Origin of the sequence: Paenibacillus ginsengarvi (assembly GCF_003626695.1) — a bacterium.
Classification (GTDB): Bacteria; Bacillota; Bacilli; order Paenibacillales; family NBRC-103111; genus Paenibacillus_AB; species Paenibacillus_AB ginsengarvi.
In genome coordinates this window covers 73753-99112 of record NZ_RBAH01000017.1, presented here as the reverse complement: position 1 = coordinate 99112, position 25360 = coordinate 73753, and the positions used below count along the sequence as shown (strand labels likewise).

At 55.2% G+C, this 25360-nt stretch carries 22 protein-coding genes; 14 read left to right on the top strand and 8 right to left on the bottom strand.

The window, feature by feature from the left end; genetic code table 11:
* The first annotated feature begins 107 nt into the window (after positions 1 to 107).
* Positions 108 to 1190, top strand: coding sequence for a VanZ family protein (locus D7M11_RS21835; RefSeq protein WP_120749386.1), 1083 nt, complete (start codon positions 108 to 110; stop codon positions 1188 to 1190).
* A gap of 357 nt (positions 1191 to 1547) precedes the next feature.
* Here D7M11_RS21835 and D7M11_RS21830 read toward each other — a convergent pair whose 3' ends face one another.
* The 3 genes from D7M11_RS21830 to D7M11_RS21820 form a co-directional block, all read right to left on the bottom strand.
* Positions 1548 to 2141 carry a DUF3105 domain-containing protein gene (locus tag D7M11_RS21830; RefSeq protein WP_120749385.1) on the bottom strand — a complete coding sequence of 198 codons (594 nt, stop codon included), beginning with the start codon at positions 2139 to 2141 and terminating at the stop codon, positions 1548 to 1550.
* Positions 2142 to 2220: 79 nt separating this feature from the next.
* Entirely contained in the window at positions 2221 to 3078 is an 858-nt protein-coding gene (locus D7M11_RS21825; RefSeq protein ID WP_120749384.1) for a M56 family metallopeptidase, read from the bottom strand.
* Entirely contained in the window at positions 3075 to 3488 is a 414-nt protein-coding gene (locus D7M11_RS21820; protein ID WP_120749383.1) for a BlaI/MecI/CopY family transcriptional regulator, read from the bottom strand. Before D7M11_RS21820 ends, D7M11_RS21825 begins: the two co-directional genes overlap by 4 nt.
* A 233-nt stretch (positions 3489 to 3721) precedes the next feature.
* Here D7M11_RS21820 and D7M11_RS21815 point away from each other — a divergent pair, with 233 nt between their 5' ends.
* The 3 genes from D7M11_RS21815 (at position 3722) to holA (ending at position 6959) form a co-directional block, all read left to right on the top strand.
* The gene (locus D7M11_RS21815) at positions 3722 to 4270 is read left to right on the top strand and encodes an RNA polymerase sigma factor (RefSeq protein WP_120749382.1); all 549 of its coding nucleotides are present in this window, start codon (positions 3722 to 3724) and stop codon (positions 4268 to 4270) included.
* Entirely contained in the window at positions 4267 to 5607 is a 1341-nt protein-coding gene (locus D7M11_RS21810; RefSeq protein ID WP_120749381.1) for a zf-HC2 domain-containing protein, read from the top strand. Before D7M11_RS21815 ends, D7M11_RS21810 begins: the two co-directional genes overlap by 4 nt.
* A 338-nt stretch (positions 5608 to 5945) precedes the next feature.
* Positions 5946 to 6959: a DNA polymerase III subunit delta gene (holA, locus tag D7M11_RS21805; protein ID WP_120749380.1), complete on the top strand. Its 1014-nt coding sequence runs from the start codon at positions 5946 to 5948 to the stop codon at positions 6957 to 6959.
* A 58-nt stretch (positions 6960 to 7017) separates the two neighbouring features.
* Here the strand turns inward: holA and rpsT are convergent, their stop codons facing one another.
* Entirely contained in the window at positions 7018 to 7290 is a 273-nt protein-coding gene (gene rpsT, locus D7M11_RS21800; RefSeq protein WP_120749379.1) for a 30S ribosomal protein S20, read from the bottom strand.
* A gap of 260 nt (positions 7291 to 7550) precedes the next feature.
* On the opposite strand from rpsT, the gene gpr reads away from it, so the two are divergent.
* Complete coding sequence (gene gpr / locus D7M11_RS21795; protein WP_120749378.1) at positions 7551 to 8552, top strand: GPR endopeptidase; 1002 nt, start codon at positions 7551 to 7553, stop codon at positions 8550 to 8552.
* A gap of 31 nt (positions 8553 to 8583) precedes the next feature.
* On the opposite strand, the gene D7M11_RS21790 is transcribed toward gpr, so the two are convergent.
* Complete coding sequence (locus tag D7M11_RS21790; RefSeq protein WP_240041242.1) at positions 8584 to 9411, bottom strand: helix-turn-helix transcriptional regulator; 828 nt, start codon at positions 9409 to 9411, stop codon at positions 8584 to 8586.
* Positions 9412 to 9576: 165 nt separating this feature from the next.
* On the opposite strand from D7M11_RS21790, the gene D7M11_RS21785 reads away from it, so the two are divergent.
* The 3 genes from D7M11_RS21785 to D7M11_RS21775 all read left to right on the top strand — a co-directional run bounded on the left by D7M11_RS21785 (position 9577) and on the right by D7M11_RS21775 (position 12483).
* On the top strand, positions 9577 to 10863 hold the full coding sequence (locus tag D7M11_RS21785) for a Gfo/Idh/MocA family protein (protein WP_120749377.1): 1287 nt from the start codon (positions 9577 to 9579) through the stop codon (positions 10861 to 10863).
* A 186-nt stretch (positions 10864 to 11049) separates the two neighbouring features.
* Positions 11050 to 11400 carry a metal-sensitive transcriptional regulator gene (locus D7M11_RS21780; protein ID WP_120749376.1) on the top strand — a complete coding sequence of 117 codons (351 nt, stop codon included), beginning with the start codon at positions 11050 to 11052 and terminating at the stop codon, positions 11398 to 11400.
* Positions 11401 to 11592: 192 nt separating this feature from the next.
* On the top strand, positions 11593 to 12483 hold the full coding sequence (locus D7M11_RS21775) for a hypothetical protein (RefSeq protein WP_120749375.1): 891 nt from the start codon (positions 11593 to 11595) through the stop codon (positions 12481 to 12483).
* 19 nt (positions 12484 to 12502) lie between these two features.
* On the opposite strand, the gene D7M11_RS21770 is transcribed toward D7M11_RS21775, so the two are convergent.
* Positions 12503 to 14479 carry an alpha-amylase family protein gene (locus tag D7M11_RS21770; RefSeq protein ID WP_120749374.1) on the bottom strand — a complete coding sequence of 659 codons (1977 nt, stop codon included), beginning with the start codon at positions 14477 to 14479 and terminating at the stop codon, positions 12503 to 12505.
* A gap of 344 nt (positions 14480 to 14823) precedes the next feature.
* Positions 14824 to 17739, bottom strand: coding sequence for a TIM-barrel domain-containing protein (locus D7M11_RS21765; protein ID WP_120749373.1), 2916 nt, complete (start codon positions 17737 to 17739; stop codon positions 14824 to 14826).
* A 249-nt stretch (positions 17740 to 17988) separates the two neighbouring features.
* Here D7M11_RS21765 and D7M11_RS21760 point away from each other — a divergent pair, with 249 nt between their 5' ends.
* The 6 genes from D7M11_RS21760 to D7M11_RS21735 all read left to right on the top strand — a co-directional run bounded on the left by D7M11_RS21760 (position 17989) and on the right by D7M11_RS21735 (position 25022).
* Entirely contained in the window at positions 17989 to 18231 is a 243-nt protein-coding gene (locus tag D7M11_RS21760; protein WP_120749372.1) for a hypothetical protein, read from the top strand.
* Between the two features lie 3 nt (positions 18232 to 18234).
* A complete protein-coding gene (locus D7M11_RS21755; protein ID WP_120749371.1) occupies positions 18235 to 20571 on the top strand; it encodes a glycoside hydrolase family 31 protein in 2337 nt (778 codons plus the stop codon).
* A gap of 264 nt (positions 20572 to 20835) precedes the next feature.
* Positions 20836 to 21036, top strand: a complete 201-nt coding sequence (copZ, locus tag D7M11_RS21750) for a copper chaperone CopZ (protein WP_120749370.1) — start codon at positions 20836 to 20838, stop codon at positions 21034 to 21036.
* Positions 21037 to 21117: 81 nt separating this feature from the next.
* Positions 21118 to 23514 carry a heavy metal translocating P-type ATPase gene (locus tag D7M11_RS21745; RefSeq protein ID WP_240041249.1) on the top strand — a complete coding sequence of 799 codons (2397 nt, stop codon included), beginning with the start codon at positions 21118 to 21120 and terminating at the stop codon, positions 23512 to 23514.
* Between the two features lie 50 nt (positions 23515 to 23564).
* Positions 23565 to 24380, top strand: a complete 816-nt coding sequence (locus tag D7M11_RS21740) for a hypothetical protein (RefSeq protein WP_120749453.1) — start codon at positions 23565 to 23567, stop codon at positions 24378 to 24380.
* Between the two features lie 24 nt (positions 24381 to 24404).
* On the top strand, positions 24405 to 25022 hold the full coding sequence (locus D7M11_RS21735; protein WP_120749368.1) for an NAD(P)/FAD-dependent oxidoreductase: 618 nt from the start codon (positions 24405 to 24407) through the stop codon (positions 25020 to 25022).
* A 78-nt stretch (positions 25023 to 25100) separates the two neighbouring features.
* Here D7M11_RS21735 and D7M11_RS21730 read toward each other — a convergent pair whose 3' ends face one another.
* Positions 25101 to 25265 (bottom strand): DUF1328 domain-containing protein, encoded by a 165-nt coding sequence (locus D7M11_RS21730; protein WP_120749367.1) that lies wholly within the window; start codon positions 25263 to 25265, stop codon positions 25101 to 25103.
* Between the last annotated feature and the right edge of the window lie 95 nt (positions 25266 to 25360).

Sequence of the window (25360 nt, the reverse complement as noted above, 5' to 3'; positions counted from 1 at the left end):
GACTTCCTCGGCCCGCGGGCGGCAATTTGGACAAACGCCTCTTTTGATTCATAATAGGAATAAGAAAATGGAACCTTATCTTCCGATGTTGGAGTGAACCTGCGTTTATGCTGTATGCTTATTTGCTTCCGATCCGTTATGCCTTTTTAACGTTTCCGTTCCTGGCTTTTCTGTTCACGCTGCCGTTTTTGATCGTACAGTACCGCAAATACGGGTATGTGAACAAAATTCGCGTCATCGTCATTTATTCGCTTCTGCTTTATTTGCTGACCGCCCTGTACCTTGTCATATTGCCGCTTCCGGCTACGCGGAATACGTGCGACATGCTGCGAGAGGCGTATATGTCGCTTGTGCCGTTCCAGTTTGTCCGCGATTTCCTGAAGGAAACGGGCGTACAGCTCGGCGCTCCGTCGACCTACCTGCTTTTGTTCAGGGAGAGGGCGTTTTTGCAGGCGGTATTTAATGTAATACTGCTCGTTCCTCTGGGCGTGTACTTGCGTTATTACTTCCGCTTCGGCTTGATTGGGTCCGCCGTCGCTGCCTTCGCACTGTCGCTTTTGTTCGAAATTACCCAGGTTACCGGATTGTACGGCATCTATGAATGTCCGTACCGGCTGTTCGATGTCGACGACCTGATGCTGAATACGCTGGGAGGCCTGCTCGGTTATGCGGCCGCTCCGCTGCTCATGCGGATATTGCCGCCTGCGGCAAAGCTCGACGAGAAGGTGGATCTCAAGTCCGAAAAGGTCGGGCTGACCAGGCGGTGGATCGCGCTTCAGCTTGATTTGCTAGTGCTGTTTCCCGCTGCGCTCCTGTTTATGCGAAGCGGAGATTTGCGTATCTATGCGATCGTATGCCTGCTGTACTTTATCGTGCTGCCTTACCTTACAAATGGACGCACGCTTGGCAAAGCGATCGTCCGTATCCGCGTCAAAGGCCAGGGAGAGCGGGTATCGCTCAAAGAGCTGCTGATCCGCTACGGGGTGCTGTACGGAGGAATCGCCGGTTTGCACGCCCTATTCGTATGGGGCGCAGCTCATGACGCCCCGCCGCTTCTGCTCGCGCTTTGTCTTGGCACGACCGCCTGTGTCGATATCGCTTTTGCGATTCACCTCGGCCTGCGACTGCTCAGCAGAGACAAAATCCTGTTTTACGAACGGTGGAGCGGAACGAAGCACGGTATTTTTTAGCGATGGGTCAGCATAAACGCCTAGTGCCCCGTTCCGGCTCGGAGCGGGGCTTATTGAATATAAGGGAGTTCGCTAAAACGTTCAAGTGAACCAGGATCGAAGCTGGCTAGGGCAGGGAAGCGGAAGTGAAAGTTCCCCTATAGCTGGAGGAACACTGCTGATGGGGGTGTTAACGGAAGCAAAAGTTCCGTTAACGCCGCCGATAGTCCGTGGGAAGCCGGGTAAATGGAGCAATAGAGGAAGTACGGCTTCCTCTATGCAAACCTAATAGGCTCGCGGAGCGGCAATAACGGAACTGGCGGTTCCGTTATTGCTGGCTTAATGGTGCCGGCCTGAGTGAAAAGGAACTGAAGCTTATTAACTCCGCGGATGGTGATCGATTCCTTTGTACGCATCGATAAAAGCGACGATCCGGTTCTCGTCGAATCCGTCCAGCCGGTCGATCCGCCCCCAGGCAGTAAGTGTAATCGGGTTCGTCATGTCCGGGTACGGATTGACCAGGACGTGCTTCGAGTACCGCTTGACGATCGTCTCCAGCTTCTCGACCGTATCCGGGTCCGCATCTTTGCTGTAATACAGAACGACGCCGGAATCTTCCAGATTGTGCACGAGCAGCTCTTTCGGCAGCGGCTCCTTGTGAACGCCCCAGGGGGCAATGTAGGGCACATGCTGGCCGCTAGTCGGAGGATCGCTGTTGTATGGTTTGTGCGGCGAGGTGACGGTGGCGATATGCGTTTGATCGGCCATGACTTCGACTTTTTCGCCGGGCTTCGGAGGGCGATTCGCCACAGCGACGGCGATAGCGGCTATAAGCAGGGCGGCTCCCCCGATCCAGCCGATTTTGGCTATCGTTCGGCGCTTCTTCGCTTTGCCGGCTTTGTCGGCGGCGCTGCTCCTTTTGTTTGCCGCCTTGGCGGTTGTACGGGTTTGTTTCGGTGCTTGGCTGCTCATCAGGCTACCTCCTTGATTTCACACTACATTTTGTAGTGTATAGGCTCGAAAAAAATCCGCCGGCTCGGCGGTGATGACATTAATGCAGCAGTCCGGCGCAAAAAGCGGCCGTCAGCAAAGCGGTGACGCCAGCGGATAGCGCCGCCAGACGCAGAGGCATCCGCAGCGGCGGTCCGGCTTCCGGATCGACCATTTGCATAATGCGGCAGTTGATTGAAGTTTCCGCGAAGGACGAATACGAGAACGGCTTGCGGGCCGGAGCTGCGGAGCGTGCGAGCTTCAGCAGGGCGCCGGCCAAAAACTCGAACGTGCCCATACATGCAGTGGCGTACTGATCCGCCACCACTTCTCTTGCTATGCGGTGCTGGCCGCTCGTCCATCTAAGGATCGGCAAATACGAAAACACCGAAGCGAACAGCTCGAGCAAAAACGAAACGAGCGGATCGCGAGATAGCTGATGATGCCGTTCGTGGCGGATAACCGCTTCGAGCTCGCGATCGCTCAGCAGCTCCAGTAATCCGCTGGACAAAACGATAAGCGGCCGGTACAGACCCATCGTAAACGCCATCGAAGACGGGTGGCGGATAACGGCCAATTCGAGCGGTTCGGACCAGGCGAACCTTCGGCGCAGTTCCTCCGTCTTTTTAGTATCGGCAAGGCGCAGGAACCGCTTGCGTGCTTTGCGTGTGGACAGAACCTGTGCCGCTGTCTTCCATATCGCGGAAACAAGCGTATAGACGACGAGCGCATCCAGCAAATAGGCAAGCGCGGGCAAACCTAGCGCTGTCAGCAGTCCGTGGCAAGCGGTAAATACATTCAGGCCGAGATTTAGTTCAATCACCGTCTGCAGCATATAAGTGACCATCTGCGCAAGCAGAAGGCCGGCGAAAAGCGTCGACGTCCAGAACAGGCGTCTGGACCGAAGGTTCCAGTTCATGGTTCAGCCCCCGTCTTCATCGCCCGGATTTTCCGCTCCAGCTTGTCCAGCAGCAGCGGGTCCGCTTCCTCCAGCACGTCCAGCATATGATGGACCGCCAAAGGACCGAGCTCGTCGACAAGCTCCAGCGTAAGCTCCTTGGAGCGGCTGACGAGAAACTGCTCTTTGGACAATACGGCGCGGTACAGCGTTAGTCTGCCTTCGGTTCGTTTGGCAAGCATGTTTTTATCGGCCAGCCGGTTCATGACGGTCATGACGGTATTGAAATTGACGTTTTTATCGAGAGCAAGTCTGCTCTGAACATCCCGAATGGAGCTTTCGTCCGCGGACCACACAATGTCCATAATTTTGGCTTCCAGCGGCCCGAAAAAGCGGTTTAATCCTTTGTCGCCCGGTTTTATCTGGTGCATCGGTCCCACCTCACACTACTTATTGTAGTGTGGAGGGCGCGGCACGTCAAGTTGAAGGCGCTGCGCAATATATCCTTTACAAAACGCCGACTTTCCCTTAGCGGAAGCGGTATACCGTGTCCCTTTTTTCTGTTATTCTAGTGGATGACGCTTGGCAAGTATTTTTTTAAAAGTCTGGTGCAACATTTTTCGGGTCATACCCGTTTAAAAGGTTGCAAGAGAGGGGGATCCTTGTGGTAGAGCAGCAACTGATCAAGGCTGCCCAATCGGGCGATCGCGACGCTCTAATAACCCTACTGCGAGAAATTGAAACTCACGTTTACCGAACCGCATACTACATTCTCGGGAATGAACAGGATGCGAAAGACGCCGCTCAAGAAGCGCTGATCCGCATATACAAAAAAATAAATTCTTACGAAGAAAAGGCGCAATTCAAAACGTGGGTGCAGCGAATCGTCACGAACATCTGTATTGACAAGTTCCGCCGCACGAAAGCGACCGTATCGATCGAAGAGCACAATATGGTGTTCACGTCCTCCGGCAGCGTTGAAGACGAGCTGATGTCGTCTTATGTAGCCAAGGATATTCAAGATGCGATCGAACTGCTTCCCGAGCATCACCGGGCCGTTGTCGTGCTTCGATATTTGCAGGATTTCTCGTACAACGAAATCGCCGATTCCCTGGATCTGCCCCTGAATACAGTGAAGTCTTATCTGTTTCGGGCGAGGCAGCAATTGCAGACTTTACTTCAAGATTATCAGAAAGGCGGTGTGCGGGGATGAATTGTCAAGAGGTGATGGAACTGATGCAACGACATCTGGATGAAGATTTGAACGATTCGGAGCATGAAGCGATGTTGGCTCATTTGCAGCAGTGTCCGGATTGCGCAGAAATGTTCTCCAGATTGCAGCAATTGTCCCAAGAGCTCGCCAGCCTGCCGAAAGTAACGCCGCCGTTCAGCCTGGTCGATTCGATATTACCCCAACTTGCCGAAATAGATCGGGCGGGTGAGCGCGGCGGAGAAGAGCCGGTCCAAACTTCCACCGTCCCCAAAAATACCGCGGTAATCCCGCTTGCGGCGGAGCGGCCGAGACGTTTCAAATCCGCGTGGTCGTTTGCCGCCGCCGGAGGCATTGTGGCAGCGGGCCTGCTGCTCGCTTTGTTTATTAACGATATGGACGGCACGAAGGTAGCCGATGAAAGCCAGCTTATGCCCAAAGCGGGAAGCCAGAGCAGCACCTCGTATTCGAGTGCGTCCATGCCGAATCGAAGCGCTGCGGACCAAGCGACCGCCGAGGCGGCGAAGGAAGCGCCGGGCAGCGCAGCTTTAACCTCCAAGGAGAAGCCGGATTCGGGAGCGGCTCAAACGGGCGGGAGAACCGGCGGAGGCGCAGCGCCTGCCGAGGTGCCGGTGAAGCAGGAGATTGCCCCGGAAGCGGAGAGGGTAATCGACCAGCGCGGCGGCAATATAGGCGACGTTACGAAGAACGGCAATGGCGGCTCGCCGGGCTCAGGAGCCCAAACGAGCCCGGTAACAGACTCTGCAAAAGGAGCAGGGGAGCAGCCGCCAGTGAACGGCGGAGCAGCCGCAATTCCCGGCTCGTCCGTTACGCCTCCTTCCGCACCGGCGGATGAGACGAAGGGGCCGAACGATACGGCCAAGTCGGGCTTAGGATCTTCCGGGTCGCCCGGCTCCGATCAAAACCAGCAAAAATTCGGCATTTCGGCCATGACCGACCCGGCGGCCGATACGAAGGAATCCGCGGCCGGCTCATCGGCCGGGACGAAGATTACCGATCCTGCTGCGGACGCGGCCAAGGATAAACTCTCACGGCCGGATATGGCCGGGCTGCTCGCCGTGCAGGAGAGTTTCGAGTCGGAGGACGGGGTGCTTGTGGCCACAATCGATCCGGCCAATCGCCGGGTCGTCGTAACGACCAATGACGACAGGCATACGCAAATGTTCGTGTCGGCCTCCTGGGGAACGCAGGATTCGGCGAAGCTGCTTACATGGAAGGGCAGTGCGCAATTGACGTATTCCGTCACAGCCAAAGACGGCACAGCGAAAACGTATGTAGTCGACATCGCCAAAAATGCGGAGTCGCTCCAGAAGCCGTAAGCTTATGCTTACGGCTTTAAAATTGGGGCTCCCCGCAATCGGAATTAGCCTCGAAGCAAGGGCTTCACTTTGTGGGGGCTATTGTAAATTCGAAATCGGGCTCATCCGGTCTGCACATCCGGCGGCGAAGCGCATATTGTATAGTAACAAATGCGATCGAAGACCTGCCATGTATGAATCGTTCGGCATGAGCGCCTGGGAGCCCCGCTGCCGAATGTTTATATAGATGTGCTGGGACAATGGGATGGTGTCAAAGTTCCGACTTTGACGTCATCCCATTGTTTTTGGTATCATTAAATAATGTTCAAGTTCGGAGATTAACGGCTGGTGGTGAAAGTATGGATTACAAATCGGCGGCGCGCGACATCGGCAAAGGCAGCATATCGCCTGTGTATGTGTGCTACGGAACGGAATCGTTTCTGCTTCGCGAATTTCTTGATTTTTTGACGCAGAAGCTGATTGAGCCGGAATACCGGGAGTTCGCCGTCAGCAAATACGATTTGGCGGAAACGAGTCTCGACGTCGTGCTCGACGACGCGCAAACCTTGCCGTTTATGGCGCCGAAAAAACTCGTTATCGCCAGCAATGCGGTCTTTTTTACCGGAGCGAAGGAAAGCGGCAAAGTCCAGCATCAGCCGGAGAAGCTGCTCGATTACATAAAAGCCCCGTCCGATTTCGCCGTTATCGTTTTCGTCGTAGAAGCGGAGAAGCTCGATGAACGGAAAAAAATCGTCAAATCGTTAAAGGACATCACGATTCCGTTTACGGCGATGAGCGCAGACGGGCTGCTGCAATGGGTTGAACGGCAAGCTGGACGCAAATCGTTTTCTTTTGCCGAGGGAGCGGCGGATCAGCTCATCCTGTATGCGGGGAGCGCCTTGCAGACGCTGGCGGCCGAGATCGAGAAGCTGTCGCTGTACGTTGGCAGCGGCGGCGTCGTAAGCGGAGATACGGTGGACAAGCTTGTTACGCGCAGTACGGAACAGAATGTCTTCATTCTGATCGACGACATCGTGCGCCTGAAACTGAACCGGGCGTTTACGATCCTGTACGAGCTGCTGAAGCAGCGGGAGGAGCCGGTCAAGCTCGTGCTGCTGATCGCCCGCCAATTCCGGATCGTGCTGCAGGTGAAGGAGCTGTCGAAGTCGGGACTGTCTCAGCAGCAGATGGCTTCGCAATTGGGGCTGCATCCGTACGCGGTCAAAATCGCGGCCGAGCAAGGCCACAAATTTGCTCCGGACCGGCTGGAGCGTATTTTGCAGCAGCTCGCCGAGCTGGATTACAAGATGAAAAGCGGCAAAGTCGATAAGGTCGTGGGGCTGGAGATGTTTCTGCTCGGACTGGCGGCTTGACCCGGGGAAAAAATAAAGTCCTTGCTTCCTGTACAGGAGCAAGGACTTTATTCGCGCTTTAGCCTTGAGCGGAAAGCGAGTTCAGTTGTTTCGCCAGGCGGGACTTTTTGCGGGCAGCCGCATTTTTGTGAATCAAACCTTTAGTAACAGCTTTGTCCAGCTTCTTGGATGCGTTGATCAAAGCGGCTTTAGCCGTTTCAACGTTTTGGGAAGCGGCAGCGGTTTCGAACGTTTTGACTGCCGTACGAAGAGCCGATCTTTGCGAAGCGTTCTGAAGGCGACGCTTGTCGTTAGTCTTTACGCGCTTGATGGCGGATTTAATGTTAGGCACGATCGTTCACCTCCTTACAAAACTAAAAAAACGTGCTTCGACGTGAGTCCAAACATCCGATCAAGGACTGTCCTGTCAGTCGACAACTTTATACATTTTATCATGGGCTCTACCAAAATGCAACGATTGCGTAACGAATCCGAAGGTTATCGTTTAACTGGTCAGCAGGAACAAACGATCCGTCGCCGCCAGGCCGCATAAACCGCTTCTTTTTCTCACAAACTAACGAGCAGCCGTTAGCGGAAAGGAGCGTATTATAGATGGGCATCGATTTAAGCATGTATTCGGTTCGGACCGACCTGGCGCTGGAAGCGAAGGAAATGGCTTCGGGACGCTACGGGGACGCGATACCGGGGGTACATACGGAAGCTTTGGAAGACGACGATATGAAAGTGACGAAGATGCATATATCCACAGCGGAAGGGGGGCAGGCGGTCGGCAAGCTGCCGGGGCATTACATTACAATCGAGGTGCCGCGCCTTCGCGAGCAGGATTCCGACTTGCAGGACCGGGTGGCGACCCGGTTCGCCCAGGAGTTTGCGCCGTTTCTTCAGCGTATCGGGCTCGGCAAGGAGGCCAAGGCGCTTATCATCGGGCTCGGCAACAACAATGTAACCCCGGATGCGCTCGGGCCGCTAGTCGTCGAAAATGTGATGGTCACCCGCCATTACTTCGAGCTGATGCCGGATCAGGTCAGTCCTGGTTACCGCCCCGTCAGCGCCGTAGCGCCAGGGGTGCTCGGCACGACCGGGATTGAGACGAGCGAGATCGTGCAGGGGATCGTCGAGAAATCGCGCCCCGACTTCGTCATCGCGATCGATGCGCTCGCATCAAGGGCGCTGGAGCGGGTCAATACGACGATCCAGATTGCGGATACGGGCATCCATCCCGGCTCGGGAGTGGGCAATAAGCGCAAAGGGCTGACCCAGGAATTTCTCGGCGTTCCCGTCATTGCGATCGGAGTTCCGACCGTCGTTTATGCATCCACGATCGTGAACAGCACAATGGATATGATGCTCGGCCACTTCAAAAACCAGACGAGCAAAACCGATCAAATCTTCGGCATGCTGGACAGCATGGAGGAGAACGAAAGGCTCCAGCTCGTCAAGGAGGTGCTCGATCCGGTCGGACACAATCTGCTTGTGACGCCGAAAGACATCGACCAGTTTATCGAGGATATCGCCAACATCATTGCCAGCGGGCTGAATGCCGCGCTGCACGATGCGATCGACCAGGATAACGTGGCCGCCTACACGCATTAAACGGCTTATCGGCCAGATCAGCCGCGTTAGGTCACGGATGAACCCGCTTGACCGATTTTCGGTAATCGAGCGGGTTTGTTTTGGTCACTTTTTTGAATACGCGTCCGAAATGCCCGATATTCTCATAACCGACGGTTTCCGCGATACGCGTTACCTTCCACTGCGTTTCCTTCAGCAGCCGCTGTGCTTCCCGGATTCTTACCGTATTGACGTACTCGACGAACGTGAAGCCGGTAACCCGCTTGAACATGCGGCTGAAATGAAACGGGCTGACGAAATGGGCTTTGGCTACGAAATCGAGCGAAATCGGCTGACGGTACGATTCGTTGATGAACTCGACGATTTCGGAAATTTTTTTGTGCGCAGGGCTTTCGTGCTCGTAGGGCGCCTGCTCCCGGTCCTGGCGATCGAGCTTGCGGCCGCACCAGAGCAGCAGCGTGACAAGCCGCGCCTGCAAGGAAGCTTCGTGCCCCGGCAGCTTCTCCTGATCTTCTTGCAGCATCTCGAACAACAGCCGCTCGACCCATTCGCGTTCCGGCAAATTGAGCCGCAGCCGGCGATTTTTGCGCTCAAACGGTTCAAATAGAAGCGGCTCGCCGAAGCCTGCGATAAATCGGTCGTTAAAGTTTATGAGAAGCCGCTCGTGATTCGGAACGCCGGCGTCGCTTGTTTTGTGCAGCTCGTTTTTGCTTATAAAAACGAGGTCGCCCTTCGCAATTTTATACGTCTGTTCCTTAATGAAATAGTGCCGCTCGCCTGATAGCAGATAGTAGATTTCGTAGGGCTCGTGATAATGATTGGACGGCATCGAATGATGGCCGTTTATTTTGCTCAGGTGAATGAAGAACGGTTCCTTCAAGGCGGTCCCCTCCTTCCCAAATTGTACTACAATCAAGGGAGTAAAACGAACGAGAACCGCAAAAAATGCATATAAATCGGCCAAAAGAGCAAGCAGAACGGCAGAAAACGCGTAAACATTGCTATACAATAAAGGCGTATCAACTATAGAAAAGGGAGTGCGCCGATGACACGGAAAAAATACGTACTGGTCGGAACGGGAGGAAGGGCCGAGTTTTTTTACGGTTCGCTGGTGAAGCATTACCGCGACAAATGCGAGCTCGCCGCCTTCTGCGATATTAACCGGACCCGTCTCGAATATGCGAACAAGCTGCTGAGAGAGAAGTACGACCATCCGGACGTTCGTCTGTACAGCAGTGAGCAGTTCGAAGAGATGATTCGAACGGAGAAGCCTGACACCGTAATTGTTACTTCGGTAGATCGTACGCACCATACTTATATTATTCGCGCGATGGAGCTGGGCTGCAATGTCGTCACGGAGAAGCCGATGACGGTCGACGCCGAGAAGTGCCAGCACATTATCGACGCCGTCAAAAGAACCGGCAAAGACTTGCGCGTAGCGTTCAATTACCGGTATGCGCCGCACAATACGAAAATCCGCGAGCTGATTATGGACGGCACGATCGGGGACGTACACTCTGTCCACTTCGAATGGCTGCTCAACACGACGCACGGCGCCGACTATTTCCGCCGCTGGCATCGCGACAAGCGCAATAGCGGGGGCCTGCTCGTCCACAAGTCGACGCACCATTTCGATCTCGTCAACTTCTGGCTCGGCTCTGCGCCGGAGACGGTATTTGCGATGGGCGGGCTCATGTTCTACGGCCGTGAAAATGCGGAACGGCGCGGCGTGACGAACTTTTACCAGCGCGCCTACGGAAGCGAAGCGGCGAAGAACGATCCGTTCGCCATCCATCTGGACAAAAACGAACATCTGAAGTCGCTGTATCTCGACGCGGAGAAGGACGATGGCTACCAGCGCGATCAGAGCGTATTCGGCGACGGCATCAGTATCGAAGATACGCTTGGCGTCATGGTCCGCTACAAGAACAAGGCGATCATGACCTATTCGCTGAACGCTTACTTGCCGTGGGAAGGCTACAACGTCGTATTCAACGGCAGCAAAGGCCGCATCGAGATGAAGGTAGTCGAGCGCGCCTATGTGAACTCCGGCGGAAAAAAAGAGGACGAGGGCGCGTTGTCCTACAAGGTGCTGACGGTGCAGCCGATGTTCGAGCGCGCTTACGAGGTTGAGATCGAAACGCGCGCCGGCGGGCACGGCGGCGGCGATCCGATCCTGCTTAACGACTTGTTTGGCGACCGGGCCCCGGACCGGTTCAATCGGGCGGCTTCCCACGTCGACGGAGCCGTCTCGATCCTGACGGGCATCGCGGGCAATGTGTCGATGCAGACCGGCGCACCCGTGCGAATCGCTGATTTGGTTCAGTTTTAACAGCAATTTTGGATGGAGAACGGACCTCAGCCTCTGCCGGTTCACGGGCGGATGGTTCGAGGTCCGTTTGTATGTTTCACTCGCCGATGCAGGGCCGAAATGGTGCCGTCGGGGAAAGTCAACTTTTTATTTGAATAGGGGGAGGGAGTATAGTATACTATACTATAGATAAAGGGGGCGAGATGAATGAGCGCGGATACGGATAGGAAGAATGAACAAACGGCGGCTGAGTCCGAATGCTGCTCGTTTGACGGGGCAGGACGGAAAAGCCACCACTCGGATAAAGTCAAAAGCAGCCTGATCTCCCGTCTGAACCGGATCGAAGGTCAAGTGCGCGGGATTAAAGGACTGATCGAAAAAGATACGTATTGCGACGACGTGCTCAATCAGATCGCGTCGGTTCAGTCGGCGTTGAACGGGGTCGGGAAGCTGCTGCTTGAGCACCATTTGAAAAGCTGCGTCATTGAACGCATCCAGGACGGCGATATGGACGTCGTGACGGAGCTTATGACGACGATGAATAAGTTGATGAAATAAGCGCGAAGCAGCAGACGTGATAGTCCTAGTGATGATAGGACAGCAATGGCCCTAAGATCTTCAACTACTAAATGACCAAATGAAATAAAACCGCCCAAAACTGCGGTTTTTTTTAATGCTCAAGAAAGTTAGTTTAGATTCGATAAAGCGTTAAAGCGAAACGAAGTGCGACTTTCCAGAGGAGAGTGCTGAATGAGTTTATTTCTAGTTGTTCCTCGGCAGAACGGGCAGCAGGAGGGCATCGAGACACTGCCGCTGTTCTCGACCACGGACAAGAACGGACGGATGACAGTGCTCCGGCCGGGACGTCGCATCGGACGCGCATCTCCGCTGCTGCCGTGGCTGCTTGCAGCCGCTGCACTGTGGGCGCTGACAGGTTCTGTGCCGTTCGGGGCTCTGCTCGGCCTGGCGCCGACACCGGCGATTGGCATGTTCCTCGGTCATCCGGTCACGGTGGGCGCAGCCGTAATCCTGCTGTTCTTCGCGATCGGTGCGACCGGCGGATTGTACTCGCAATCGGTCGAGCAGTTCGGACAGATTAGGGTCGCCGGTCTGTTCGCGACGCTCGCGGTCACAGGAGGACTCGCCGCAGACGCGGGAGTCCTCCTGCTCTGGACGCTGAGAAGCGATCCAGCGAGGCCCTTCGATCTCGAGGCCATCGCGACGTCACCGACGATCCCACTAGAGCTCGGCGCCGCCGTCGGAGCAGGCTTCGCCCTCTGGGGCGTGATCGCGCTCTTGCGGTTGCCCGGCTCGATCGCCCACGCCCGGCGGCGTCAGGCGGATATCAAACGCCTCCGCCTGGAGGGCACCTCATTCATCGGGACATTGACCGCCGTGAGATTCACAAACAGCTGGCTTTTCAATCTCCCGGTCTTCACGGTCGAGATAGGCTACATCGTCGACAATGCTCCTCGTGTCGTCTCAGCGCACATGCGCACCAGCGCTGACCGCGTCCCCGTCGTCGGCACGCGCATGCTCGTGCTGACCGACGATCGCGGAACCATTCACGTGGAGCTGGACCCGTCCAATGAAATAACATTCGAGCCGGACGAGACGAAGTACGCCCCATCGGAGGGCTGATGCGGCGGTCTTGACCGCTTCAGCCGGTGCATGGGTCGGGAACTGAGGGCGCATCTGGCGCCGCATTGTTCTGATCATGTTCCACGACAATCATCATGTATCCGTCGATCACCGGAAGGGGGATGCGAATACTGCCGTTATTGCTCGTGAAGGCTAGCGGCAGCCGGTCGGGCGCGGTATAAACGGCAACGACGTCGTCCCCGCGGCGCAAGTGAACGACCGCTCCCGTCAGTGTTTGCCGGTCCTCGATGACGTTGTACGCTCCGCGCGGCTCCGGATGGGTCAGTTTGACATGAATGATGCTCATGAAGGCTTTGGCAGTGACCGTTACCCGGGCGGTCGTCGGAATGCCTTCGCTTTGGACCAGCGGATCGGGAAGCAGCTGCTTGAGGCAATAGGATACCATCTGCTTATGGACGTTCGGCGCATAGTCCATGTAGGCGGCGAATACGCGGAAGCAGAATTGAAAGATCCGTCCCGATCTCGCTACGGCCGGCCTGCCGGCATATTTGTCCGGCGGGGTGTAAAACGTGCCGTGAAAGCCGTCCCACCGGCGGTCGAAATAGGGCTGATAATAGTCCGCGACGGCATGTGCGCCCTCGCAAGCTTGCAGCCATATCCCCTGCTTATACATGCCGCACAGCATATCGGACATGCCGGCTTCCGCCGGTTCCTTCATCCGGAAATACGAGCTGTTCCACGGATCCTCGCTCTCGTAGACCATGTTCCATTCCTTCAACGCAAAAGCGGTGCCCGCCTCGTTCAAGCCGGAATATCCGGAGCTGATAATGCCGCCTCCGGCCGCTAAATAGGCGGACAGCTTCGCCGCGAGGACAGGAGTGATCCGCACCCGGTCCGGCAAAAGAAGCACTTTGAAGCGCGACAGATCGTGCCGTTCGTCCACGATATCGTACGTATAGTGCAGCTCGCCGAGCATGCGCACGGCACCGTTATGCGCATCCCCGATCTGTCCGCCCTGCCAGGTTAGAATGCCGATGTCGGCTTCTGCGCGGGCGCCGTCGGTCCACGGCTCCAGCAGCTCCAGCTCCTTGTAAATATCCCCGATGACTTCATATACCGCCGGATCTAAGCCATCGCGCGGGTGCATATGGTCGCCGATGGAGGTTGGCACTCCGTTGCTGATTGCGTCCCAGCAATCGTTGAGCAGCGAAACCTTGCTTTTCAACCCGCCGAAATCGCCCCAATTCACGTTGAAGCGGCCGGTCATGTAAACGGTCTGCTGCCCCAGATTACGCGCATAGGCGACTTGGGCGGGGAAGAAGTCGTAGCTCCAGCCGCTCGGCAAACATTCGATTTCGATGTGTGTGCGAAGCCCTTCCGTATCGGACGTCGGCAGTCCGTTCAAATACAGAAATTTGTCCGGTCCGACGATTCGCTTGGCCTCCCGGCCAAAATCAAGCAGCGTGTCCCTGGCGAACGCCAGCACGTCCGTTTCGTCCAGCGGGTTCAGGCCGCGGGCGCGCACCCCCTCCAGACATTCGTTCCCGTAGCAGGAGCGGACGACCGTGCTGTCGAGGAAGAAACCTTCGACCGGATAACGTTCCTTGATCTCGCGGATCATGGCCAGTAAATAATCGCGATAACCGGAATGGAAGCACATGTTGCGGAAAAAGTTGGCCGTCCGGTCCCCGTACACAACCTGCCCGTCATTGTTGACCACAGTCCATTCGCGGTGAGAGCGGGCCGCCTCGTGATCGAGTCCGGCGCTCAGGTAGGCGGTGACGCCGATACCAAGCTTGGCGCATTCCTCGACGATTTGACCGAACATATCGAATTTCAGGTGCGGATGCATGATCCCGACGGCGGTCGGATAGTAGGCGAAGCCAATATTGCATTTGGCGAAAGCGGTAATGTACTCCACGCGGGCTTCCTTCAACGTGCGGGCAAACCGTTCTGCATCGAAGTTAACGCCAAAATCAGGAATGTCGGGCAGGGTGTGAAAGTCGAGATGAACCGCTCGTTTGATCGTTCGCATACGGGCAGGAGCTCCTTAAGGGATAATTATTATTAGATCTAATCGTATATATTATATATAATATATGAAAATTGAACAACCGAAATGTTGTCGGACTATATGATCGTGAGCGGATGTATGGACTCACGTCCGGGACGAGCAAGGATCTGTGCAATGGAGCGACATTCGAGCAGGACGTGAGGAAGTACGCCGCAATAGACGGCTTATGCTGTGGATCTAACCACGGAGGTATTGGAAAAGGAAACCGACCCGGCAATGACCAAGTCGGTTTCTGCACATCTATTCGGGCTCCCGCAAAGTAATTGGGATAAGTTAAGAAGAATGTCTTCCCTTTGTAAGTTTCATTATATTTTTAACTCGCCGGGAGTTACCCCCCAATATTTTCGAAATACCCGGATGAAATGACTCGTATCTTTATAGCCGAGCTGCAATGCCGCTTCCGAGACACTGCTGCCTGCGATGAGCAGCGATTTGGCACGCTCCATTTTCCGGATCATCACGTAATCGGTGAACGATTGTCCGACGGCTTGCTTAAACATTCGGCTCAAGTGGGAGGAGTTGACGTGCAGCCGATCGGCCATCGAGTGAAGCGTTATATTGTCGTCGATCTCTTTTTCCACGATATCGGTTATTTGTTTGATCAGCGGGTGAATATCGGACTTTTTGGCGGAACGCCGATACTCGATAAACTGTTGGACCGCTTGCCGCATGAGGTCGTATCCCTGTTCCTTCTTGAATAGGACTTGGATATTTACGAAAGCGTCGTATATGCCGTCGAGCACGGTCTGCACATTCCATCCCTGGCGAATGCACACACGAACGAACAATCCGCAAATAATAAGCATGTTTACGCGTGCTTCGTCCAGGTTCGGAATCCGCTCGATCCGTTCGGCCCACCACTCCTCCAACGCCGCAAACGCCTTGACGCGATCCCCCGTCTCCAGACCGATTTCCAGTTCCGTCTCCCAATGCGTGTTCGTTCCGGGCGAATCGGGTGTACCGTGACGTACATGCCTCGCTTGGGTCTCTCGGTGAAAAGTGGCGTCGTAGCATACTTCGATCGTCACGTTCTCCCGTTTATCCGGATGCTCATGTGCACTTAGGCGGACGATCCGGGATATTCGGTCAAAATACCATCCGTCCCGCGCCGCACCGGCTTCCGGCGGATGGACCGTTTCCTCGGCCGAGCTTCCGTCGATCGTCACTTGCAGCGGTTTGGCCGGAACATGAAGGTATACATCGTAGCCGCGTCTGCACGGCATTCCCCCATAGTTACCCTTCCGGGTACCGATCTGAACCATGGTTCGTTTATCCGTCGTCCGGCAACTTATTAACGTTTCGGCGATCCTCTGCTCCAAATACCCGTAAGTCACCCCATCGTCTTCTATGAGAACATATTCGCTTTCACCGTACAGGTATAGGTGGAGCCCAATGATCTCCGGCTGCTTCGGCCCGATAGAGCTCAACTCCGGCCAAACGGGGATGATGGCGCCGGCTTTGACGAACAACGGTCCGCCAACTGGCGCAACTGCCGCATATTCCAGCTGTTTCGGACCCATATGCCGTTCGCCGGTCCAATAGTCGATCCAGACGCCTTCCGGCAAATAAACAGTACGGGTATATACGGCTACGAGAAGCGAATCCCCAAACATATACTGATGCAGCAGTCCGTCCGCATGCGGATCATCGGGAAATGCAAGTGGCATGGCGCGAAGGATCGGCATACCGGTGCGGGTGGCGTTGTGAGCGGCCGAATAAATGTAGGGCAGCAGACTGTAGCGCAATTGGGCATACATTCGGAAAGTTTGCAACAGTTCGTGTTCCAACAAGCAAGGATGGCGCCAGTAAGCCCAACTGTTCACCTGCGACCACGGCTGCAAAAAACCGAAGTGGATGCCCTCCGGAGTAGAGACGTCCATGTCCTCGGTAGTATGGATATGACCGGACATTCCGTGATTGAGCATGGAGACGAGAGCCGGCTGATGGTCGGACGTTCCGGCCCATGTGGCGGCGTATCTTTGCATGCCGGTATACCCGTTAGCCATATAAATCATCGATCGCCGGCCTGTCTGCTCTTTAAACCCCAAGTGCAGCTGCTTGGCGAGCAAAATCGGGTACAGATTGTGCATCTCATCGTCGCTCATCCCGTTGCCCCACCTTCGTCCGGACGTTTCCAGCCCGAAGGGCGCACCGCTCAACTTGAATGCGCTCACGCCTTGATCGACGAACTTCCGCAAATGCTCGTACCAGGGCGCTTCGGTAAGCGTCGCGGTTGCGCTCGAAGACGACTCCGACAACGCCAAACGTTCTTCCTCTATGCTCAAGTCATGCATACAGGTCAGCCATAAACTAAGCTTAAAGTCGAGCTTGTCCAGCGCGCCAATAAACGTATCGGATTTTTTGGAGTAAGGGGGGAGGGCAAATCGTTCCGGATGCCAGTTCATATCCACTGAATGATCGTATTTTTTTTCCATCCAGCCTGGTTCGAGCCCGATCATATCGCAAGGAATACCCGCCCTGCGGAAATTGAGCGCATCGTCTACCATCTCGCGCGCATTGACTTGCTGGTGGCATACGTAAGTCAGGCCATAAGCCCAGACGGGCAGCAATACCGGCTTTCCGACCACGTCGGTATAGCGATCCAGCAGCTCGGCATAGGAGTCGCCGACAAACAGGAAGTAGTCCAGCTTCCCGCCAGTCCCCTGGAATGTCAACAAATCGCGCACCGTATGACCGATATCGATCTCGTGACACCAAGTCGTGTTTATGAAAACCCCCCATCGGCGGCTGCTCATCATAAATGGTACGGGGGCGTAGCGGTGCACATTCTCGATCCGCATCTCAGCACGATGTCCCCGGTGCTGAATACGATCTCTCTTCACATCGCCGAGCCCGTATATCCGCTCCCCATCCGCCAGCATGAAATGAGCACCGAATCCTTGAGCGGCAACGGGCCAGGGGCGTTCGGGCTGGCGCGTCAGCGTTTCGCCGCGTTCGTTGCACAAAGAAAGACAGCCGTTTCGCGTATCGACCGTAAGCGCCGCTTTGTCCGTTCGGATTGTGCAAGAAGGACCGTCGTATTCGAGCGAGTAATCGTCTGAGCTGCGATGTAAGACGATTCCGTAGCGTTCGAGAGCGGATTCCGGGAAGTCGTTCGTTTCATGAAGGCGAATCCGCAGCGTACCGGGGGATACCGAATCTACGCGCAAATATCCGCCGCTGGTTATTTCAAATACGATACCGTTCGATTTTGCGCACAACTCGCTATGCCTCCTTCTCCAAAACAGTCATCGATAGACGATTGGTTGCAATCGATCGTCCTACGAAATGAATGCGATTCCATATACAATGATTTTAATTCCAGGAAAGCAGAGAAAGCAATAAGGAAGGTTATTCAGGAAAGGAGGCAATGATCCCGTGAAGCGAATCAAGTCCGACAAACGATACGTTTATGGGAACGGCAATGGAAACGACTGGGTCGGTTTTTAAAGAGAGTGGGGAGAAGACGAATGAGAAAAGAGCGGAATTACGATTTTCGCAAAAGACTGGACGTGGTGCATAAGCCGGATAGACGCGATCCGTTCGTAAAGGCGGCGGTGTCCGAAGTGGAAATTACCGCGGATTGGAGTATTGTGCTCGGCCAACATGACAACGCCTTTATACGGCGTATAGCCGCCGACCTGCAAGATTATCTGCACACGAGCATGAACGTCACGGTCAATTGGATTGATTCGGTAGGAGTAGAGGTGTGAGACGTGGAAAATAAATTGCTGAATCTTACATTGCAAAGCGGCGGGCATATGCGCATTCAAGTTGTTGCTCCGGATACGTTCCGCATCCACATAAGTGCGGGCGACGATTTCCGCGAACCCGCGTTGATCCGCTACGGCATATTGGACAGCCGGCAAAGGGATACCGTTTGTACGGTTAACGACCGGGCGGATGTACTGGACATCCGTACGGAACGAGCGCAGCTTCGAGTGGAGAAAAGCAGCGGCCGCATCGAACTTATGAACGCACGAGGCGAAACGCTGACACGCCATGCGATACCGCCTTGGTCCGATCCGCAGCGAGGATTCGGCGCGGAATTTCTGCTGGACGAACAGGAGCGGGTGTACGGACTGGGCGATGAAACGCGTGAACGGATTCAAAAACGCGGACATCGGGCGAATATGTGGGTAACGAATGTGAAAGCTTATGCTCCGATTCCGTTTCTTATGAGCAGCAAAGGATGGGGGCTCCTTATTAACACGACATGGCGACACGCCGTAGATGTCGGCAAAGCGGTGAATGACCGGCTGCGATTTTGGGGCCGCCGTGGTGAATTGGACTATTTCTTGTTCGCGGGAGAAACGCTTTCCGATCTGCTCCAAAGCTACACGTCCGTTGCCGGCAAGCCGCAGATTCTCCCGATTTGGGCATACGGGCTTACTTTCGTGTGCAATGAACAGGCCAATGCGAGGGAGATGATCGACGATGCGCTGAGCTTTCGCCGTGAGGGCATCCCTTGCGACTTGATTGGGCTGGAACCGGGCTGGATGGAAAAATGTTATGATTATTCGGTGACTAAGAACTGGCATTCGGATAGATTTGCGATTCCGCATTGGTTGCCGGACGGCGGACCTTCCACTTTCTTCGGCGCATTGGAACGGCTCGGCTTTAAATTGAGTTTATGGCTATGCGCCGACTACGACATGAGTTTGCATGAGGAGCGGCTAATCCGGGAGAAAGAAAATACCGGCGGCGGTTCAAGGGGCTTGAGTGCCGAGGAGGAGGGCTTCCAGAGGACTCATCCGGACGATTATGAACAAGATACGAAGCTGCAGTACCCGGTCTATATGGATAGAGTCACGAAGCATGACGAGGCGTGGTACACCCATTTATCCAAGTTTGTGAGGCAAGGCGTTTCTGCGTTCAAGCTGGACGGCGCCCAACAAGTTCTCGACCACCCCGACCGGCTTTGGGGCAATGGAATGATCGACGAAGAGATGCACAATCTGTATCCGATTTTGCTCGCCAAACAGATGCATCTCGGCTTTAAGGAGCAGACGGGACACAGACCGATGATTTATACGGCAGGCGGATTTGCCGGCATCCAGCAATATGCGGCCACTTGGGCAGGGGACACCGGCGGAGGACCGAAGCCGCTCGTTTCGCTGCTGAATCACGGGTTGTCCGGACATGCGAATACGAGCTGCGATATGGAGGTGTTTACTCCGGCAGGACTCCACTTCGGGTTTCTTCAGCCGTGGTCGCAGGTGAATAGCTGGGCCTACTGGCGCCATCCGTGGTTGCTGGATAAGAAGATGCTGGCTATGTTCAAGATGTACGCGAAGTTGCGGTATCGCCTTCTGCCGTACATTTATTCCGCGGCGCATGTTGCCGCTCGTACAGGAATGCCGATTATCCGTGCAATGCCGCTTGCGTATCCGAACGATCCGAAGTCTGACCACCTGCTCGAACAATATATGTTCGGCGATTCCTTCCTCGTCGCCGCTTTTACGGACCAAGTTTATTTGCCGGAAGGCGAGTGGATCGATTATTGGACGAAGGAGCGGTACACGGGCCCGCAAACCGTCGACTGCAAGATTCCCGCTTATGCGGGAGGTGCTTTGTTCGTTCGCGCCGGTGCCATTATCCCCGAATGGCCCGAAATGGACTACGTCGGAGAGAAGTCCGTTGAACGTCTTGGGTTACAGGTTTACACGCATGGCGACTGCAACTTTACGCTGTATGAGGATGACGGGACGACTTTTCAATATGAGGAAGGGAACGTCGCCGAGACGCGAATCGAATGCCGAACCCAACAAACCGGCGTTGTCCTGCGAATAAGTCCCCGCACCGGAATGTACGAGGGAATGCCGGCGAATCGCAGTTACGACATTCTGATCCATTCGGATACGAAGCCCGCCTGCATTGAAATCAACGGGGCGAAGCTGCCGGAACGAGTGGTGAAGCGAAATCGGGACGATGCTTCTTGCGGCGTCGAGGGGGAAGGCTGGGATTACGATCCAAGCCTGCGTGCGGTTCGGCTGATTGCCGAGGAACATGAACGGAAGAAGGACGTTGTAGAAATCGTAGTTGTTTCCTAAAGTAATAAGCAGTGACAGCAGACCGATGCGGCGAAAACCGTATCGGTTTTTGCTATTTGTTTGTCCAGCCGTATCTTCCTAACAGGCGAAATTATAGGGTACCGATGTATTGTAAAAATAACTGTTGACTATTTATAGGGTAGAGGGGTATACTAAAAACACGAAGCCGGAACGAAAAACAACAATGAAGACAGCTGCATGAAAAAGTCCGCGCTCCGGACCATGCTTAGACCCATAACAATCAAAATATGAAGGGTGATCCCTATGAAAACGACAACTTTGCAAGTAGAAGGCATGAGCTGCCAACACTGCGTGAATTCCATCGAAGGCGCTTTGAAGCAAATCGGCGCGGCCGGTCAAGTGAGCTTGGCCCAAAATACGGTGCAGGTTACTTACGACGAGTCGAAGATCTCGCTCGAGCAAATTAAAGAAGCCATCGAGGAACAAGGCTACGATGTCGTATAACGGCCGTATAATCCGCGAGAGAAAAGCAGGGAGTGAATGACAGTGGAAACAACTTCGCCGCACGAAACGAAACAAACCACGATGCAAATTACCGGTATGACTTGCGCCGCTTGTGCGAACCGGATTGAGAAAGGGCTGAACAAGCTCGAGGGCGTTTCAAGCGCCAACGTCAACTTCGCGCTGGAGAAAGCGAGCGTCTCGTACGATCCGGCCCGGATCGATCCGCTTCGGCTGGAGCAGACGATCCAGAAGCTGGGTTACGACACCGTGAAAGAGGTGGCCCATTTCAAGCTGGAAGGCATGACTTGCGCCGCATGCGCGAACCGGATCGAGAAGGGACTGAGCCAGCTGCCGGGCGTGACGAGCGCCGCCGTCAACTTCGCGATGGAAACGGCCCGGGTCGAATATGCACCGGGCGACGTTACGATCGCGGATATGCAGAACAAGGTGAAGCAGCTTGGTTATAAAGCTATTGCGGGGCAGGATGAGGAAGGCTCGGAAGCTCGCAAGGGCCTGGAGGCTCGCAGGCACAAACGGAAGCTGCTGATCTCGGCGATTTTATCGCTGCCGCTGCTGTGGAGCATGGTTGCGCATTTTTCCTTCACGTCCTGGATTTATATACCGGAGCTGTTCATGAATCCGTGGATGCAGCTGCTGCTGGCTACGCCGGTGCAGTTTTATGTGGGCAAACAGTTTTACGTCGGCGCCTACAAGGCGCTGCGGGGCGGCAGCGCGAATATGGATGTGCTCGTTTCGCTCGGCACGTCGGCCGCTTACTTTTACAGCCTGTATTTGACCGTCGATTGGTACATCGCCGGCGGCAGCGTTCACCACGGACCATCCCTGTACTATGAAACAAGCGCGGTGCTCATTACGCTGGTCGTGATGGGCAAATGGTTCGAATCGATGGCCAAAGGGCGCACGTCGGAAGCGATCAAGTCGCTGATGGGACTTCAGGCGAAGACGGCGCTCGTCATACGGGACGGCCAGGAGATGACGATCCCGGCGGAGGAAGTGATCGTGGGCGATGTCGTGATCGTACGGCCCGGCGACAAAGTGCCGGTAGACGGCGAAGTGCTCGACGGCAGCTCGTCGGTGGACGAATCGATGCTGACCGGCGAAAGCATTCCGGTCGAGAAAAGGCTGGGAGATACGGTGATCGGCGCGACGATCAATAAAAACGGAATGCTGCGTATCCGGGCGACCAAGGTCGGCAAGGAAACGGCGCTTGCGCAAATCATCAAGGTGGTGGAGGAGGCGCAAGGCTCCAAAGCGCCGATTCAGCGGGTGGCGGACGTCATTTCCGGCATATTCGTACCGATTGTTGTAGCGATAGCGGCTGTTGCGTTTGTGGTCTGGTATGCTTTCGTAACGCCGGGCGATTTTGCCGAGGCATTGGAGAAAGCGATCGCGGTGCTTGTCATCGCCTGTCCATGTGCGCTGGGACTCGCAACGCCGACTTCCATAATGGCCGGATCGGGACGCGCCGCCGAGTTAGGTATCCTGTTTAAGGGCGGCGAGCATCTGGAGCAGACGCATAAGATCGACACGATTATTTTGGACAAAACGGGAACGGTTACGAAAGGCAAGCCGGAGCTTACGGATGTTGCAGCGAAGGGGAACGAGGCGGAGTTTTTGCGGCTCGTCGGCGCGGCGGAGAAGCATTCCGAGCATCCGCTCGCGGAAGCGATCGTTGCCGGTGTACGGCAGCGGAGCATCGAGCTGCCGGAGTCGCAAGCTTTTGAAGCGATACCCGGCTACGGCATTCAGGCTGTCGTCGAAGGCAGAACGATCCTGATCGGGACGCGCCGTCTGATGGAGAAGTTCGGCGTGGATGCAGCCGAGGCTTACGAGCCGATGGCCCGGCTGGAGGAGGCAGGCAAGACCGCCATGCTGGTAGCGGTCGACAATCGCTACGCGGGGCTCGTTGCCGTAGCCGATACGATTAAGGAAACATCCGGCGCAGCAGTACGCAGACTGAAAGAAATGGGCATTCAGGTCATCATGATTACGGGTGACAACGAACGGACGGCCAAGGCGATCGCCGCCCAGGTCGGCATCGAGCATGTTCGCGCCGAGGTTCTTCCCGAAGGAAAAGCGGAGGAAGTCAGAAAGCTGCAAACGGAAGGCAAAACGGTAGCAATGGTCGGAGACGGCATTAACGACGCGCCTGCACTGGCAACGGCCGATATCGGCATGGCGATCGGTACGGGTACGGATGTGGCGATGGAAGCCGCAGACGTTACGCTCATGCGCGGCGAACTGTCCAGCATCCCGGACGCGATCGAGATGAGCCGGAGAACGATGCGCAATATTAAGCAGAACCTGTTCTGGGCGCTTGGCTATAATACGCTCGGCATCCCGATTGCGGCAATCGGCCTGCTCGCTCCGTGGGTAGCGGGGGCGGCTATGGCGCTCAGCTCCGTATCCGTCGTGCTTAATGCGCTTCGATTGCAGCGGGTAAAGATACGTCACTAAACCGTTTTGAATCGCCAGAATGGAGAGGAAAACCGTCTATGAAGCATCGAATGACAAAAAAGAAAAGCCTGCTTGTAATTTCGGGGCTGCTCGCATTGAGTCTGTTGTCCGCCTGCGGCAAGCCGAACGGGGGACACGGCGGGCATACGGAGGAATCGAAAACGGCTGCGGTCACGAATGCGGCGAAAGCCTCCTTTACTTTCACTTCGGGTAGCCCCAAGGCAGGCGAGAAGTCTACGCTTGCACTGTCCATTACCGACAAAAGCGGGAAGCCGGTGAACGACTTTCAAATCAACCACGAGAAGCTGATGCATCTCATTGTCGTCAGCAAAGACTTGTCGTACTTCAATCATATCCATCCGGACTATAAAGGAAACGGCAAATTCGAGATCGGAACCTCGTTTCCGGCGGGCGGAGACTACAAGCTGTTTGCGGATTTCATCCCGAAGGGCGGCCCTGGCGAAACGCTTAGCGAATGGGTCAAGGTAGCCGGAAAGGAAGGGGAACCTGCTCCCATCAAGGCCGACTCCCGGCTCGTCCGGGAAGTTAGCGGCAAAGAAATCGAGCTTTCGCTCAGCAGCGCGAAGCCGAAGCAGGACGTAACGCTTACGTTCCAGATCCGGGATGCGAAAACGAAGAAGGATATCGACAATCTCGAGCCGTATTTGGGCGCGGTAGGCCATGTCGTCATATTGTCCGCGGATAGCGAGCAGTACATTCATGTCCATCCGCTCGACGAGAAAGCGAAAGGACCGAAAGCGCAGTTCGCGACCTCGTTCCCGGCAAGCGGCGTGTATAAAATATGGGGGCAGTTCCAGCATAACGGTGAAGTATTCACCGCTCCATTCGTCATCGATGTGAAATAAATCGACAGTAAGGGGAGAACGGCTTTGGGAGAAACGGTCAAAATCGCGGTAACGCCTCCCGTTCAAGCAGGAGGCAGCTTATTTACACCCGCCCAGCTTGCGCTAATCGGCTCGTTGGCAGCAGACGGCGCCCGCATCGAAATGACTCCGTTCCGGCAGCTGTATATGGAGGTTGAGGCGGAGCGGCAGCAGGTTATAAGCGAAGAACTGGAGCGCTCCGGACTCGAAGTATACGGCGCGGGTTTCGTGGTCAAAAGCTTGATCGCCTGCAACTTCTGCAAAGGCGCGGAAGAAGCTGGACTCGAATCGGCGAAACGGCTGAACCGGGCGATTGCGGGAAGCGAAGCGCCGATGCCGCTGAAGGTCGGCTACGCCGGATGCGCGCTCGGAACGAGCGAGCCGCTGCTGAAAGATATAGGCATTGTCAAAATGCGCGACTTTTTCGACATTTACGTGGGCGGGGAACCTAAAGGGATCAAGGCGGCGACGGCCAAGCTGCTTGTATCCGGGTTGACGGAAGACAGGCTCATCCCCGCAGTAACGGCCATTATCGCTTATTACAAGGCTCATGCGAAAGGAAAAGAGAAGTTCGGCAAATTCGTCGATCGGGTTTCGCTGGATACGCTGCGCCAGCTTGCATAGGAAATGTTGTGTTAACGCGAAACAGCCCCCCTTATCTCAGTGGCAGCAGATAAGGGGGCTGTTTCATGTAGCGTGACGTCAGGCTGAACCGCGGCGACCGGTAATAAGCGAGATAAGGAACAAGATCAGGAAGACGAAAAATAACACTTTGGCGATCGACGCGGCTGCGGCGACGATCCCTCCGAATCCGAATATAGCGGCCACAATGGCAATAACCAGAAATAGAGCTGCCCAGCTTAACATATCGCATCACCTGTCCTATTTAGGAATAGTTTGTCCGGCATCTACCGGTATCTTCTATTACCCTTTTCGACCAGAGTGAAACAAGAGCCCCTCCT

Bases quoted from the DNA above. Each gene is read 5' to 3' on its own strand.
- D7M11_RS21835 (WP_120749386.1), top strand. From the start codon at position 108: ATGCTGTATGCTTATTTGCTTCCGATCCGTTATGCCTTTTTAACGTTT.
- holA (WP_120749380.1), top strand. From the start codon at position 5,946: ATGGATTACAAATCGGCGGCGCGCGACATCGGCAAAGGCAGCATATCG.
- D7M11_RS21780 (WP_120749376.1), top strand. From the start codon at position 11,050: ATGAGCGCGGATACGGATAGGAAGAATGAACAAACGGCGGCTGAGTCC.
- D7M11_RS21775 (WP_120749375.1), top strand. From the start codon at position 11,593: ATGAGTTTATTTCTAGTTGTTCCTCGGCAGAACGGGCAGCAGGAGGGC.
- D7M11_RS21740 (WP_120749453.1), top strand. From the start codon at position 23,565: ATGACAAAAAAGAAAAGCCTGCTTGTAATTTCGGGGCTGCTCGCATTG.
- D7M11_RS21785 (WP_120749377.1), top strand. From the start codon at position 9,577: ATGACACGGAAAAAATACGTACTGGTCGGAACGGGAGGAAGGGCCGAG.
- D7M11_RS21830 (WP_120749385.1), bottom strand. From the start codon at position 2,141: ATGAGCAGCCAAGCACCGAAACAAACCCGTACAACCGCCAAGGCGGCA.
- D7M11_RS21825 (WP_120749384.1), bottom strand. From the start codon at position 3,078: ATGAACTGGAACCTTCGGTCCAGACGCCTGTTCTGGACGTCGACGCTT.
- D7M11_RS21810 (WP_120749381.1), top strand. From the start codon at position 4,267: ATGAATTGTCAAGAGGTGATGGAACTGATGCAACGACATCTGGATGAA.
- D7M11_RS21820 (WP_120749383.1), bottom strand. From the start codon at position 3,488: ATGCACCAGATAAAACCGGGCGACAAAGGATTAAACCGCTTTTTCGGG.
- D7M11_RS21760 (WP_120749372.1), top strand. From the start codon at position 17,989: ATGAGAAAAGAGCGGAATTACGATTTTCGCAAAAGACTGGACGTGGTG.
- D7M11_RS21745 (WP_240041249.1), top strand. From the start codon at position 21,118: ATGCAAATTACCGGTATGACTTGCGCCGCTTGTGCGAACCGGATTGAG.
- gpr (WP_120749378.1), top strand. From the start codon at position 7,551: ATGGGCATCGATTTAAGCATGTATTCGGTTCGGACCGACCTGGCGCTG.
- D7M11_RS21730 (WP_120749367.1), bottom strand. From the start codon at position 25,265: ATGTTAAGCTGGGCAGCTCTATTTCTGGTTATTGCCATTGTGGCCGCT.
- copZ (WP_120749370.1), top strand. From the start codon at position 20,836: ATGAAAACGACAACTTTGCAAGTAGAAGGCATGAGCTGCCAACACTGC.
- D7M11_RS21770 (WP_120749374.1), bottom strand. From the start codon at position 14,479: ATGCGAACGATCAAACGAGCGGTTCATCTCGACTTTCACACCCTGCCC.